We start from the raw sequence: 14,475 nt of genomic DNA, 5'->3' as shown, positions 1-14,475 counted from the left end.
AAACGAAACAATGAAGGAAGTGGCAAATTGCGACAGAAATGTATACAATTTCATACATTCGGTCCTCCTGAAAAGGTGTTACAAGTTGAACAACGAGGAATATCAGATTTACATAAACATGACATATTAGTTCGGATGATTGCTTCTCCAATTAACCCATCAGATTTAATTCCGGTAAGGGGGTCCTATGCCCATCGGATTCCTTTACCGAATATTCCCGGATATGAAGGAGTAGGTATTGTCGAACAAGTTGGGTCTGGAGTGCGGAAGGATTATATTGGAAAACGCGTTTTACCATTACGGGGCGAGGGAACATGGCAACAATATGTGAAAACCTCTGTACATCATGCCGTAGAAGTACCATCTTTTATAGATGATTATACTGCAGCACAATTATATATTAATCCGGTAACTGCGTTCGTTATATGTACGGAAACATTAAGGTTACGAAAAGGAGATGTAATAGCTGTCAATGCAGCTGGTTCTGCTATTGGACATATTTTTTCCCAGTTAGCGAATATATTAGGATTTACCTATATTGCTGTTGTGCGAAATAGTCGATATACGAAGAAGTTGCTTGAACTCGGGGCATCCCATGTGATCGACACTTCGGTAGAGCCGTTATATGAAACGGTAATGGAAATTACAAATGGCAAAGGGGTAGATGCTGCAATTGATTCGATTGGGGGTCAATCTGGTACAGAGTTAGCTTTTTCGGTCCGAGAGAATGGGGAGTTTTTAACATTGGGTTTACTGTCAGGGGTACAGGTGGATTGGAAAGATATTTATACAAACACAAAAGTCAAACCTACTTTGTTTCATTTACGTTATTGGAATGATACTGTTTCTGATGAAAAATGGCAATATACATTTCAACTGTTGATACATTATATAAATACGAAACAATTAGTATGGATGAAACCAAATAGTTTTTATCATATAAATGATATTGAGGAAGCGGTTCGTTATGTAGCAGCTAATTCAGCAAATAAAGGGAAAGTAATGTTATTATTTGATTAATATTGTTTAGATAGGGCTCGTAAAAGGAATAACTTAAAGAAGTAAGACACATCCTAATATAAAAAGGAAGGTCGATCGTATATGGCTAAAGTTGGAATATTAATTGGTAGTTTACGTAAAGAATCTTTTTCGAGAAAAATTGCTTTATTTACTGCAACGCTTTTTCCAGACGATGTTGAAACAGAGTTGATTGAGATTGGGCATTTGCCTTTTTACAATCAAGATTTTGATGAGGAAGATAATGTGCCGAGTGATGTGCAATCTTTTCGAGAAAAAGTAAAAACGTTTGATGGATTTTTAATAGTGACACCGGAATATAATCGTTCTGTCCCGGCTGTATTGAAAAATGCTTTCGATATCGGTTCTCGTCCAAAGGTTGACAATGTTTGGAATAATAAGCCAGCAGGAATTATTAGTCAATCACCAGGAGGATTAGGAGCTTTCGGTGCAAACCATCATCTCCGACAAACATTAACTTCTTTAAACATGCCTGTTGTGCAGCAACCTGAAATGTATTTAGCAAATGTTGGAACCTTTTTAGATGATGCTGGAAATGTAACGAATGAGAGTACCGTCCAATATTTACAAGGATTTGTCGATACATTTATTACGTTCATGCGAAAATTTTAAAATAAAAGATGAAAAAATCGTCGATACTCGTTAAAATATAGCGAATATCGACGACTTTTTTCGTTATGTGGGCATTTTAAAAGGTAGAACATAAAATTTTGTCATAATAAATACGACGATTGCAGTGATGAAGATTAGAATAAACATGGCAATATGGAATTTTCGTTGCATGTATAATACACCGATAAATTCACGGATGAGGGCATTTAGCCAAAAGTAAAATTTTGTTTTAGAGCCTGCGCCATCACATCGTACACCTACTTTTTTTGCCCATAATAAAGAACGGAACACATGGAAGTTATTCGTGACGGTAACAATGGTTGGTTTACTAGATTTGTTTTCTTTTTCTAAATCTTGATCAATTAGTTGTTTTGAAAATAATAAGTTTTCGTACGTGTTAACTGCCTTATCTTCAATTATAATATGTGCTTCATCTATCCCCCTCTTTTGTGCATATTTAGCCATTGCTACCCCTTCAGGTAGTAATTCATCTCCACCTTGTCCACCTGTAAAGATTAGTTTTACTGGGTGTTCTTGTGTGTGAAATGTATGAAATAATGCGATCCCTTTATCAATACGACTTGCTAGTAATGGTGGAACACGGTCCCCGATTAGACCACTGCCGAGCACGATAATATAATCGTATGTTTTCCATGGATTTCTAAATTGATTTAGTAAAGCCGCTACAGCAAAACTAATCATTACGATGATCATATACGAAATAATAGTCGAAATGAGAAATGAAACACTATATAAAAATGGTAACTCTTCCCGTATAGAAATAAAATTGATTGCAATGACCCATACGATAATAAAGAGTCCGAATGCTAGGCTTAAAAAGTTATGTAATTTTCGTCCTTCTCGTTTTATTAATCGAATGCCAGACGTAATTAAGGCAATAATAAAGGAAAGTACATATAACGGAATTAATAAAATAATAAGAGATAATAGAATAATAACAATCGTTAATGCGACTTTTTGGTGAAAAAACTCTAAATAAACAAGCGTGAGCGTCGATAAATAACCAGTTAACATAAGAAAAAAGAATCCAATCCATACGGTGCGTCGTTCAACGATAAAAAGTATCAAAAATAAAAGGATTGGTACAGTATAAAAAAGGAATGGCATACCTTCCCTCCTCTACATAATTTTGCATAGTTTTATCATAGCTTAAAAGATATTATTTGTATAATTTGTACGTAAAAGGAAGTAAGTTAATGTCGAAAAAGAAACTTTTATCGTGGAATTTGAAATGGTGATGTTTTGAAAAAATAAGCAGAGGAAAATATCTCCTCTGCTTATATTGTTGTGAAAGGTATCTAACAGTACTATTCAGGACACTTGTTTTAATATTAAAACTAAGGGTTGCGTGGATGTGAGGGACGATTTCAAATTTTATTTACTCATTTGATTGTACTTCGATTATTGGCGGTGCCGTATGAATATGTTTGTTTCGTTTGTCGTTGAAGCGGATAAGTCGTAATGCGTTGAGTACGACAGCTAATACGCTAAGTTCATGAATGAGCATGCCAGATGCTAAAAATACTTTTCCGAGTAACACACCAATTAACAGTAAGATGACCGTTCCGACGGCAAAAAACATATTTTGTTGCATATTTTTTACCGTTGCTTTCGCTAGAGAAATAGCAGACGGAATCGCTTGTAATTGATCATTCATTAAGACGACATCCGCTGTTTCCATTGCGACATCTGTTCCTGCAATACCCATCGCAAGTCCAACGTCTGCTAAAGCAAGTGCTGGCGCGTCATTAATACCATCACCGACCATTGCAACACGATACCCTTTTTCTTTTAATTGCTTCACAAACAACACTTTGTCTTCAGGTAACATTTCAGCGTGCACTGTATCGATGTGTAGTTGTGTAGAAACTTGCTCTGCTGTATGTTGGTTGTCTCCTGTAAGCATGATTGTTTGTTTTATACCGTAATGTTTGAGTCGTTCTATCGCCGCTTTTGCTTCTAATTTCACATTATCTTTAATGGAAATAATTCCTTTAACGGTCTTGTCGATTGCAACAAATATGACAGTATTTCCTGCCTTTTCTAGTTGTACGGCGTCATTTTCCATTGGAGTGTTTATGTTTATTTGTTGATCCCTTAATAATTGCCGATTTCCGATAACAACATGTTGGCCATCTAATAATGCATGTAATCCATGGCCTTTTACGATGTCAAAATGACTTGGTTCTTTTTCTAATGGAATATGACGAATTTTTGCTTCTTGAACAATTGTACGTCCTAAATGATGTTCTGAAATAATTTCTGCTTCTGCGGCAATTTTTAATAAGGTGTTTTCTTCGATGCCATATGTTTGAATATTTGTAATGGAAGGTTTTCCTTCTGTTAAAGTTCCCGTTTTATCAAAAACGACTACATCTACTTTCGCGAGGTTTTCCATTACTTCTCCACCTTTAATTAACGTCCCTTTACGTGCACCGTTTCCAATACCAGCGACGAGTGAAACAGGGGCAGAAATGACTAATGCACCTGGACATGCAATGACGAGAAAAGTTAAGGTTAATTCTATGTTTTTTGTGAAAATTAAGACAAATAAAGACAGTAATATAATGCTAGGTGTGTATATGTTGGCAAACTTTTCTAGGAATTTTTGTGTTTTTGCTTTCGTTTCTTGTGCTTCTTCTACAAGTTCGATAATTTTGGCAAATGTTGTATCGTCTCCAACTTTTTCAGCAATTATTTCAATATATCCTTGGTCAATAATAGTACCACTAAAAACATAGTCTTCCGTCGTTTTATTTTTTGGAACAGATTCACCTGTAATCGTCGCTTCGTTCATGCTCGCTTGACCGGAAATGATTTTTCCATCGACAGCCACTTTTTCACCAGATTGAATGGCGAGGATATCTCCTTCATGAACTTCCTCGATAGGAAGTATTGTTTTTTCGCCATCTTTTATTACGGTAGCTTCTAAAGGACTCATATCTAATAAAGTTTGTAAGGAGGCACGTGTTTTTTCTAATGATCTCGCTTCTAAATAAGAACCGAATAAAAATAGGAATGTCACGGCAGCAGCTTCCACATATTCACCGATAAAAAGTGCTCCAATAACTGCAATTGTTACTAATAATTCGATACTGAACGCTTTCATTCTTACTGCTTGAAAAGCTGTTTTTGCAGTCATAGCTCCCGCAATAAAAGTTGCAAAAAGAAGTGCGCTATTTTTCAAGAGGGTAAAATCGAACATATGACAAATGAGGGCAAGGAGCAATAACAGACCAGATATCCATACGAGTTGAATTTTTTTCATTTATTTCCCTTCTCTCTTTGATTAATCAAAGTTGGGACAGATTAATTATAGCCCCAACCTAGCTTTCTTCATCATGCTATCTTTTTATGTGTGATTGGAAATCCTAATTTTTCAACGATGGTTGCAACTTCCGCTGCTGATATAACAGATTCATCGAATTGTGTTTTCACTTTATTGGCATGAAAGAGTACACGTGGATTTTTGATACCTGCTGTTTTGTTTAATGTTCCTTCAATACGTTTTACACAAGATGGACAGCTTAATGTTTCTAATGTTAGTTCTAGTTTTTTCATATTTATCTTCTCCTTTATTTATGTGCTACTTATAGTATAGGCGGGAACTATTTTCCTTACATTGACGTAGGTCAATATTTCTATCTAAGTTGTTTGGTATAATAGGAATTAGAACAGGGGGAAGTAAAATGGGTTGTAATCATCCTAATGTGTCGCAATTATGTGTAGCGAAAGTACCTTTTTTTAATCATTTAGAAATCGATGAAATGGTGAAAATTGCTGAAATTAGTAAACATCATACGTATGTAAAAGGGGATATTATTTACCAAGCTTGGGATCCTTTGGAATATTTATATATCGTCCATATTGGTCGTGTGAAAATTTATCAGTTATTTGAATCTGGAAAAGAACAAGTATTACGTATATTAGAACCAGGGGAGTTTTTTGGTGAATTAGCATTATTTACTGAAAAGACATTGGAAACTTATGCGGAAGCATTGGAAAAGACGAATGTTTGTATGATTCATCGTGATAAAATGCAACAGTTAATGAAGGAATACCCAACGATTGCATTGAAAATATTAGAACAATTTAGTCAAAGATTAGATGCAGCAGATAAATTAATTGGGGAATTAAGTGTGAAAGATGTAGAGGCACGGATTGCTAGTTATTTATTGGAGTTAATGGACAAACAACAGAGCACCAACATTATTTTACCAGTAACGAAGCGAGATTTAGCCTCTTATTTAGGGACGACACAAGAGACAATAAGTAGAAGAATGACGAAATTTCAGAAGCAAGGCATTATAAAACAAGAAGGTCATAGGAAAGTGAGCATTTATGATGTCGACATATTACAGGAAATAGCTTTAGAGGAAATGTAATTATTGTATAATTGCTTACATCGCTATGAACATAAATGAATGGCCTATCATCGAAACTTGATATTCATATAACCTTGCAGCGTACAGGAGAAAAACGTGCATGAACGGAAAGAATGATATACACCACCATAAGTTAGGATGACATGTAACTTATGGTGTATTTTTTGTTTGCTTCATTTGTTATACTCATAGAAAAGATAGCTCGAAAGTAGCGTTATTTCGTCGTGTTAAAATTTATGCTAGAAGAGGGGGAGTATGAATGAAAAAAAGCTTTAAAATAACATTATGCATCCTTTTGCTTTGTCTAATTATTTTAGTCGGAGACGATGAAACACGTGCTTATGTGAAAGAGAAATTAAAAAAATAATTTTTATTATAAATATTAAAATGATTTATATATATAAATTTATTATCTTAACTTCGAGTTCTCATATTCTACCATGCTGTTCTGTACAATTATTTTGTTTTACCCATCATTATCGTTTCCCAAGCAGGATTTACTCCTTGCTTGCTATAAGTATATATTCATAAGCTTAGAATTAAAAAGTTAAAGGGGTGGAATCAGTTGTACATATTTTTAATGATATTAATTATAGTCTCGATGTTTTTATACCATTTGATCGCATTGCATTTTGACTCGAAACGAACGAAGTATATTTTGAAACCTGGCACGATGGTTTTAATTATTGTATTAGCGATTTATGGGTCAAGTTTGGAGACGACATTTGCCAAGTGGGTCGTTGTTGCTCTATGCTTTTCCCTTGTTGGAGATGTGTTTTTAATGCTTGAAGAACGCTGGTTTATCCATGGGTTGATAAGTTTTTTTATTGCACATGTATTTTACATCATTGCGTTTTGGAATAGTTTTATCTTACATATAATGTCGAAAACGTCGTTGCTTGTCGCTCTATCGTTGATACTTTTTTCCATATGGTTCTTCTTATTTTTGTTGCGATATGTGAAAGAAGCAGGTGGTGTCCAACTTGCGATCGCAGTTGCTTCCTATATCCTCGTTATTTCTATCATGATGTGGAGTGCTAGTTTAGCCGGAAGTAGCATACTGATTGTGGCGTCACTCTTATTTGTTATCTCGGATGCTATACTTGCTTATGATAAGTTTAGAAACCCATTTTCGGCAGCAGAACATATGGTTATGATCACCTATTTTACCGCACAACTATTGTTTGCGATCAGTGTTGGGTATATGTAAAAATGGTCAGATGCATGTCTCTTCCTATGAAATGAGTGTTAATAGCGGATTACGCGAAGCGTTTGTTTCATTTTTTCATCCACTACGTATAATTTATCCTTTTTCTACTTACAATTTAAAACTATCGATTATCCTACAATAATTAATAGAATAGGCTACAATGGGGATGAGAGATATTGAAAAATGATAGGTGATATAGATGGAAAAGGTAAAAAAGTTCAAGAAATTTTATTTGGAAATTACGAGCGTATGTAATTTAGCGTGTAGTTTTTGTCCACCGACGATTCGGGCGAGGCAATTCGTTTCACCGGAAGATTTTGCGATGAGATTGGATCAAATTAAGCCACATACCGATTATATTAATTTACACGTAAAAGGGGAGCCACTTTTACATCCGAAAATTGGGGAATTGCTTGATATTAGTGCCGAAAAGGGATTCAAAGTAAATATTACGACAAATGGTACATTAATTGAAAAACGACGGGAGCAATTGCTGAATAAGCCTGCGATTCGCCAAATGAATTTTTCCTTACATAGTTTTGATGATAATAATTTGCCTGATCGAGAAGGGTATATGCAGAAAATCATTGATTTTGTAAAAGAGCAAACGAAAGCGACGGATATGATTGTATCATTTAGGCTATGGAATCTTTCGCAAGATAACCGGACGAATGCGGAAATTAAACGAAATCGTGCATTGCTCGCGATGATTGAAAAAGCATTTGATCTAGACTATCAAATTGAGGAGCGAGTAGAGCCAGGTGGTGGGATACAAATTGCAGAACGTGTGTATATAAATCAAGATTATGAATTTAAATGGCCATCACTCGATGAGGAAGAGGATGATGGCAAAGGATTTTGTTATGGATTACGAAATCAAGCGGCCATTTTATCGAATGGGACGGTCGTTCCTTGTTGTTTAGACGGGGAAGGTGTTATTGATCTCGGGAATATTTATAAAGATTCTTTTTCAGATATTATAAAAATGGAACGAGCACAAAATTTAGTTGATGGCTTTTCGAGACGGGAAGCGGTAGAGGAGTTATGCCGAAAATGTGGGTTTCGCCAAAGATTTGGCAAATAAATGAGAAACGATGATGTAATCATTGCATCATCGTTTTTACATACTCGTCACAATTAAATAAATACCGGTAAAAATGAGAATCGTATATGTAATGAGCAAAAAAATCGCCTGGCTAATCCATTGAAATAATAATTTACCTAGAAACACACCGAGAAATAGTGCTGGAAGTGAAATAAGCGCATACATCCAAATATCAATATTTGTTCCACCAAATGCTATTTGCATGATAAGGCTTGCGGCATAAACGAACAAATAATAAGCGAGTGTCGTACTTCGTAAGGTCGTTTTGTCCATGTTGACACCTGAAAAATAAAGGAGTAACGGGGGACCTGGTACACCAATGCTCGTCGTCAACATTCCAGATACTCCACCAGCTAATAGATCTCGTTTGCGTGAGCGGGCCACAGTATATTGAAAAATTAACAACATCGTTAAAAGGAGTACGATAATACCGACACCGATTTTTAAATATTGAATTTGGACATACATATAAATAAAAATCCCGATAATTAATCCACCGAAAGATCCCCTAATCAATTGCTTTAATAAATCTCTATCAATTTCATTTCGAATATTTCTAATCATAAAAATTGATAAAAAGATCGACAAAATAATATTAATTTGAATTGCTGTATGTGCAGGATATAGCATAAATAAAAAGGGTGTCCCGATGATCGAAAAGCCGTATCCTGTACTCGTTTGTAAAATGGATGCGATACAAACGATAAAGATGAGTAAAACAATGTCCGTTATCATAGTAAAAAAATTCCTCTCTATATGTAAAGGGGGTATTTAAACCGACCTTTTCTTTTAAACGAAATAAACATTCCAATGCAATAAATAACACGATGATTAAAATAATATAGTATCCAGTTTTATTTCTTGTAATGAGTAGGTAGTTTTTAGTTTATTTTCTGTCCTCATACCGATGATACGACTCATATGCCTATTCCTTTGCTCATAGTCGTTTTAAATGAATGTTTCGTATAATTCGAATGATAGGGCGGATGAGTAATTGGATACTTCCAATTAGAAATAGCCATGTGCCAATAGTGACGGTAGATTCAGAAAAAAATAAAATACTTCCGATAATGAACCATAATGCAATGAATATATCATTTAAAGTGTAAAAAACTCATACCGTTGGCCAATAATTATTTCATGCTTCCCCCAATAAATATCTAATTCAGGAGAGGGATTTTTATGGTTGGATGAATCCATCTGTATTCCTCCTAACGTTTATTCTACAACATTTATACCCGCTCATTTTGTTCATAAACGGAGAAAAAGGATTCGCCCTATTATATTGGTGGTATAATAAATGTAAACCTTTAATTATCTGAAAAAAATGAAGCAACGAGTTAGATTGTGAAAATGCAATCTCAAGGACGCTAGGCCGCTCTATCGTCCTCGAAAACGCGAAAAGTTTAATCTCAAGGACGGTGGGCCGCTCTATCGTCCTCGAAATCGCGAAAAACCGAAACTCAAGGACGGTGGGCCGCTCTATCGTCCTCGAAAACGCAAAAAACCAAATCTCAAGGACGCTAGGCCGCTCTATCGTCCTCGAAGACGCAAAAAATCGAAACTCAAGGACGCTAGGTCGCTCTATCGTCCTTGAAAACGCAAAAAATCGAAACTCAAGGACGGTGGGCCGCTCTATCGTCCTCGAAAACGCAAAAACCAAATCTCAAGGACGCTAGGCCGCTCTATCGTCCTCGAAGACGCAAAAAATCGAAACTCAAGGACGCTAGGTCGCTCTATCGTCCTCGAAAACGCAAAAAACCAAATCTCAAGGATGCTAGGTCGCTCTACCGTCCTTGAAATCGCAAAAAAACCGAAACTCAAGGACGCTAGGTCGCTCTACCGTCCCCGACATCGCAAAAAATCGAAACTCAAGGACGGGAGGAAACGCAATGCTCGTAATTTCCATTATTGTTTCAATTATACTGATTGCTTTGGCTATTTTCATCGTTTTAGCTAGCAAAAGTCGAATAAACTCGAAAGAAGGGGGGCCGGATAACATGAAACAAATTTATGTGTATTTCGTTTTATTTGCAACCTTAATGATGACGATAGGTGGTAGTGTCAGTGTATTTATGGCTTTAGCTGATATAGTTTCTCCAGCACCATACCATCAATCATTTGAGGACTATCGCCAATGGAGTGCAGATTATGATGCGTCAAAAGAGGAAAAAAAGTCAGAAGGGGATTTACGTAAAAGTTATGATGAAATGGTAAAAAGTGATGCCGAACAAGCGAAAGCGCGCGCTATAAATACGCTGATAAAAAGTTTCGGATGGATTGTTATTCCGTTTCCGATTTTTTTATATTTTCAAAGGCGTATTCCTAAAAAGGAATAATGGAAGGAAGAAACGAAGCCATATAAGGTATGAAACAGCCTTTATATGGCTTCATTTTTTAATTTAATCCATTCCTCTCTTATATTCTTTCATTTCTTCCCGCCAAGTTTGCAATGTTTCTTCCTCGATAAAGTGAAATAAATAGTCATGAAGCTCGTTAAATGCTTCATTGCTTGGATTCCAACCAGCTACTAATTTGGAGTTTTTTTCAAAATGTACTTCTATTCCATATTTTGCACCGTCTTCAGATGGTGCAGTGACATCTTCAGGTAATTTTTTAAAACGGCTTTCATAAATATGTGATTGAATTTCGTTTATTTCATCTTCGGTTAATGTAAGTTGTACGATCAGTTTATCTTTCCCTTTATCATGATTACCGTCAGATAAAATGAACGTACCATTTTGGTAAATTGTAATATGTTCCGTTATTAAATCTTCCGGTATTCCGGGACCAACTGGCGCCATGTATGCAGTGATAAATGGACCGTCTTCCTTGTATGTATAAGTGTTCGAACAACTTGTTAGTAAAAATAGGAAAGAGAATATGGATAGACATATTGTTAGTTTTTTCATATATACACCTCTTTAGATGGAAAGATGATATTTTTTAATAGCGTAGAGGCAACAAAAGGATGTTTTTTAGACGAAATATGTAATCATGATTGCTTCACTAATGGGATTATTCCTTCTATCTTTTCATAAAAGGGTGGAGAAGTAAAGAGTATCTAAAATAGGAGAAAAGATGGCTGTAATTCGTGAAAACAGTCCATTTTTCATGTTGTTCTGAAAATGTAGATACGTTATAGTTATATCATTACATAGAAAAGTACTGAAAAAGGAGCGGGATGATGCGTAAATTAGTTATAAGTGTGATGATGGCAGTATTATTTTTAGTAGGTTGTAGTTCAAATAATGAGGAAACACTACATAATGATCAAAACGATGATATAAATACATCGGAAAATTTGAATGATAATGAAGAGTTAGATGACAATGACGGGGAAAATAACGAAGAGGAAAATGAACCATATCCGATGGCAGAAGTTGTTTTTTCTGAAGTCGATGAGGAACCGACATTAGTAGATGAATTAGATGATACACGGATGATAAAAATAGACGATGAAGAAATAGCTGGTCAAGCTATCGTATATGGAGACGGAGAGGTCGTGTCGATTAAGTTAAACCGTACTTATCGGTATGACGTGGATACAAAAAAGGTGATTTGGGAAGCTAGAAATTGGGACTCATTTTCACAAATGTTTTCTCTAAAAGATGGAGTACTTCATTATCGCGGCTTTAGTAATCTAAAAGGCGATGTGAAAACAGGAGATATTGTAGAAAAAATTGAATTCGATGATGAAGTTGGATATGAGAATTATGTGCAATATAATGAACCATATCGGATTGGTCTTACAAACATAGGTGTGCAAGTGACAAATGAAGAGACAGATAATACCGAGCAATTAATAGATGGAGGCGACTATATCGCTACCGCATTAATGGAAAATGTTGCTGCAACGGAATTAGATAATATATTAACGACATTTGATAGTGAAACAGGAGAACAATTGGCGGAGAAGGAATTTGAAGGAACAACGGAAATTTTTAGTAGAGATGGTACAGATGAATTATATGCGATTGTTGACCCGGTCGAAAATCAATATGGCTACAATTTTATACTGTTGGATGGCACGACATTGGAAGAGAAAGCATCTTATTTTGTGAATAATGCAAACGGAGGACTATATGTCGCCAATGATGTCGTATTTTATTATGATCCAATGGAAGAAACAATCGTCGCATTAGATGGAGAGTTAACAGAAGAGCTTTATCGTATCGAAGCTAGTGTATCAGGCGATCCTATTTACTATACGTATGGGGATTCTGTTTATTTCATTGATCATGCACCACAGGAACCTAGCAAGCAAAATTTACTGCAAATTAATGCACAAACTGGGGAGATGGAGCAATTTATTCAATTTCCAGACATGTTTATTCGTGAATTTTATATATTAGATGATAAAATGTATGTCCAAATTGATGGAGACGGAACGGAATTTGAATATTATGTCATCGACGAAAAAGATGTACATCGTTCCATGGATAAATAAGTAGAAAACGTACCTAGAAGGAGAATGGTCTATCACTCATCTTTCTAGGTTTTTTAAAATACTTTTCAATAGTAGAAATAAACGGTAATATACAAAGTGTATGTAGTGGTAATAACGGAGGTAGTAAGAGAATGGGGGTATACTCTTTTCCGATTTTAATTGCAGTACTTATATTATTTTTAATCGCTGTCCATACTGCAATTCCATGGTTAATATATACGTATCGAAAATATGGATATTTTAGCTTTTGGTCGACGTTTATTATTTTAACGTTTATATTTTACGCGCTTTCGGCATATTTTTTAGTCATTTTACCACTACCTGATGTACGTGATACGTGTGCAATGCAAAGTGCAGATACGAAGTATTTTCAATTGATACCGTTTTATTTTGTGTATGAAATTTTTTTATCTGGAAATATTAATTGGTTACAACCAGCTTTATATATAAATATTGTCCGCCATAGTGCATTTTTGCCGTCCTTATTTAATGTATTTATTTTACTGCCATTAGGGGTATACGTGAAATACTTTTTTTCGAAGACGATGACTTTGAAACGGATGGTCCTAATAGGATTTTCCGTCTCTTTGTTTTTTGAAATAACACAAATTACAGGATTATATGGCATTTATAATTGCCCATACCGCTTATTTGATGTAGATGATCTAATTTTAAACACATTAGGTGCTGTAATTGGGTTTAAAATCGCGCCACTTATTTTAGCGCTTTTTCCATCGAAGGATCAACCTTTGGAAAAGGCGGAAAAGGTATTTCGAGCAGGTACGGTTTCAGCGATGCCCAAATTATTAGCTATTGTAATCGATTATTATGTTGTCGCATTTGTTTGGCTTATTTTCTCGTTAATCTTTCAAATCGATCATGGGCCAATCGAGTTTTTTAGTAAGTTACTTGGATTATTTATATTGCAATTTGTGATGCCATTGTTAACAGGTGGAAAAACGATTGGAACAATTGTTTTACGGTTTACTTTAGTGCAAGAAGAAGCAGGGTATTCTTTTAGACGAGCACTTCTTAAACGTTGGATAGGATTAATCACACCATGGATTTTAGGAAATACATTTTTAGTTGTTACACGATATGCTCAATTAGATATGGAATCAGACTTTTATGTATTTAAAGTATGGATGCAAGTTATCGTGCTAGGTTTATGGATTCTCATAGTGGCAGTATTATGTATTCATATTATTTATGTGTTATTACGCCCACGTACGAGGCAATTTTATTTTGATAAAGCAACAGGGATTGGCGCACGTTTTAATAAAGACACAAAATATCCTTAAAGAAATTGACTAACTCATGTTATAATGAAGGTAATAAAAAGAAAAAGTAATGAAGTATGCATATGAAATATATATAGAAAGGGGAGATTACATATGGTTGTGACGTCGATTGTCGTTGGTTTAGTGTTAACTGTGTTAACATTAGTATTAACATTAGTGACGATTTCAAAAGGATATTCGTACAAACATACAATTGATCCTCTGAATAAGGAAGACGAAGTACGTGAGTTTTCAGGCAATGGAAAACGATTATAAGAGAATAATGTTTAAAGGCTTAGATAAGATAAGTGTCATGATGACGCTACTTGTCTAAGCCTTTTGTTATGCCAAGTTCTTCATCTTCATCTATTCTT

General features: G+C 35.2%; 15 protein-coding genes. 9 read left to right on the top strand and 6 right to left on the bottom strand.

Translation table 11 applies throughout. The annotated features are described in order from the left end of the window. Nucleotides 1-27: 27 nt before the first annotated feature. Both SPD45_RS07345 and SPD45_RS07340 read left to right on the top strand, forming a co-directional pair. Nucleotides 28-1,020: a zinc-dependent alcohol dehydrogenase family protein gene (locus SPD45_RS07345; protein ID WP_336267095.1), complete on the top strand. Its 993-nt coding sequence runs from the start codon at nucleotides 28-30 to the stop codon at nucleotides 1,018-1,020. A gap of 81 nt (nucleotides 1,021-1,101) precedes the next feature. Continuing rightward, entirely contained in the window at nucleotides 1,102-1,650 is a 549-nt protein-coding gene (locus SPD45_RS07340; RefSeq protein ID WP_336267094.1) for an NADPH-dependent FMN reductase, read from the top strand. Between the two features lie 63 nt (nucleotides 1,651-1,713). Here SPD45_RS07340 and SPD45_RS07335 read toward each other — a convergent pair whose 3' ends face one another. From SPD45_RS07335 to SPD45_RS07325, 3 genes are all read right to left on the bottom strand, one after another. Then, nucleotides 1,714-2,778: a YdcF family protein gene (locus tag SPD45_RS07335; protein WP_336267093.1), complete on the bottom strand. Its 1,065-nt coding sequence runs from the start codon at nucleotides 2,776-2,778 to the stop codon at nucleotides 1,714-1,716. A 271-nt stretch (nucleotides 2,779-3,049) separates the two neighbouring features. After that, the gene (locus tag SPD45_RS07330; protein ID WP_336267092.1) at nucleotides 3,050-4,939 is read right to left on the bottom strand and encodes a heavy metal translocating P-type ATPase; all 1,890 of its coding nucleotides are present in this window, start codon (nucleotides 4,937-4,939) and stop codon (nucleotides 3,050-3,052) included. A 71-nt stretch (nucleotides 4,940-5,010) separates the two neighbouring features. Beyond that, nucleotides 5,011-5,232, bottom strand: coding sequence for a heavy-metal-associated domain-containing protein (locus SPD45_RS07325; protein ID WP_336267091.1), 222 nt, complete (start codon nucleotides 5,230-5,232; stop codon nucleotides 5,011-5,013). Between the two features lie 128 nt (nucleotides 5,233-5,360). Between SPD45_RS07325 and SPD45_RS07320 the strand changes: the two genes are divergently transcribed. From SPD45_RS07320 to SPD45_RS07310, 3 genes are all read left to right on the top strand, one after another. Next, the gene (locus tag SPD45_RS07320) at nucleotides 5,361-6,056 is read left to right on the top strand and encodes a Crp/Fnr family transcriptional regulator (protein ID WP_336267090.1); all 696 of its coding nucleotides are present in this window, start codon (nucleotides 5,361-5,363) and stop codon (nucleotides 6,054-6,056) included. A 565-nt stretch (nucleotides 6,057-6,621) separates the two neighbouring features. After that, nucleotides 6,622-7,266: a lysoplasmalogenase gene (locus SPD45_RS07315; protein WP_336267089.1), complete on the top strand. Its 645-nt coding sequence runs from the start codon at nucleotides 6,622-6,624 to the stop codon at nucleotides 7,264-7,266. Nucleotides 7,267-7,465: 199 nt separating this feature from the next. Then, on the top strand, nucleotides 7,466-8,350 hold the full coding sequence (locus tag SPD45_RS07310; protein ID WP_336267088.1) for a radical SAM/SPASM domain-containing protein: 885 nt from the start codon (nucleotides 7,466-7,468) through the stop codon (nucleotides 8,348-8,350). A 36-nt stretch (nucleotides 8,351-8,386) separates the two neighbouring features. On the opposite strand, the gene SPD45_RS07305 is transcribed toward SPD45_RS07310, so the two are convergent. Further along, entirely contained in the window at nucleotides 8,387-9,106 is a 720-nt protein-coding gene (locus SPD45_RS07305; RefSeq protein ID WP_336267087.1) for a sulfite exporter TauE/SafE family protein, read from the bottom strand. A gap of 202 nt (nucleotides 9,107-9,308) precedes the next feature. After that, a complete protein-coding gene (locus SPD45_RS07300) occupies nucleotides 9,309-9,431 on the bottom strand; it encodes a YrhK family protein (RefSeq protein WP_336267185.1) in 123 nt (40 codons plus the stop codon). Between the two features lie 832 nt (nucleotides 9,432-10,263). On the opposite strand from SPD45_RS07300, the gene SPD45_RS07295 reads away from it, so the two are divergent. Continuing rightward, the gene (locus tag SPD45_RS07295) at nucleotides 10,264-10,710 is read left to right on the top strand and encodes a hypothetical protein (RefSeq protein ID WP_336267086.1); all 447 of its coding nucleotides are present in this window, start codon (nucleotides 10,264-10,266) and stop codon (nucleotides 10,708-10,710) included. 63 nt (nucleotides 10,711-10,773) lie between these two features. Here SPD45_RS07295 and SPD45_RS07290 read toward each other — a convergent pair whose 3' ends face one another. Then, entirely contained in the window at nucleotides 10,774-11,283 is a 510-nt protein-coding gene (locus SPD45_RS07290; protein ID WP_336267085.1) for a hypothetical protein, read from the bottom strand. 275 nt (nucleotides 11,284-11,558) lie between these two features. Here SPD45_RS07290 and SPD45_RS07285 point away from each other — a divergent pair, with 275 nt between their 5' ends. From SPD45_RS07285 to ytzI, 3 genes are all read left to right on the top strand, one after another. After that, nucleotides 11,559-12,821 (top strand): hypothetical protein, encoded by a 1,263-nt coding sequence (locus SPD45_RS07285; protein WP_336267084.1) that lies wholly within the window; start codon nucleotides 11,559-11,561, stop codon nucleotides 12,819-12,821. A gap of 131 nt (nucleotides 12,822-12,952) precedes the next feature. Then, nucleotides 12,953-14,122, top strand: a complete 1,170-nt coding sequence (locus SPD45_RS07280; protein WP_336267083.1) for a VanZ family protein — start codon at nucleotides 12,953-12,955, stop codon at nucleotides 14,120-14,122. Nucleotides 14,123-14,215: 93 nt separating this feature from the next. Further along, complete coding sequence (gene ytzI / locus SPD45_RS07275) at nucleotides 14,216-14,377, top strand: YtzI protein (protein WP_336267082.1); 162 nt, start codon at nucleotides 14,216-14,218, stop codon at nucleotides 14,375-14,377. The last annotated feature ends 98 nt before the right edge of the window (nucleotides 14,378-14,475 follow it).

This window comes from Pseudogracilibacillus sp. SO10305, from assembly GCF_037072005.1.
Taxonomy (GTDB): domain Bacteria; phylum Bacillota; class Bacilli; order Bacillales; family Amphibacillaceae; genus Pseudogracilibacillus; species Pseudogracilibacillus intestinigallinarum.
This window is presented reverse-complemented; position numbering and strand designations above follow the sequence as displayed.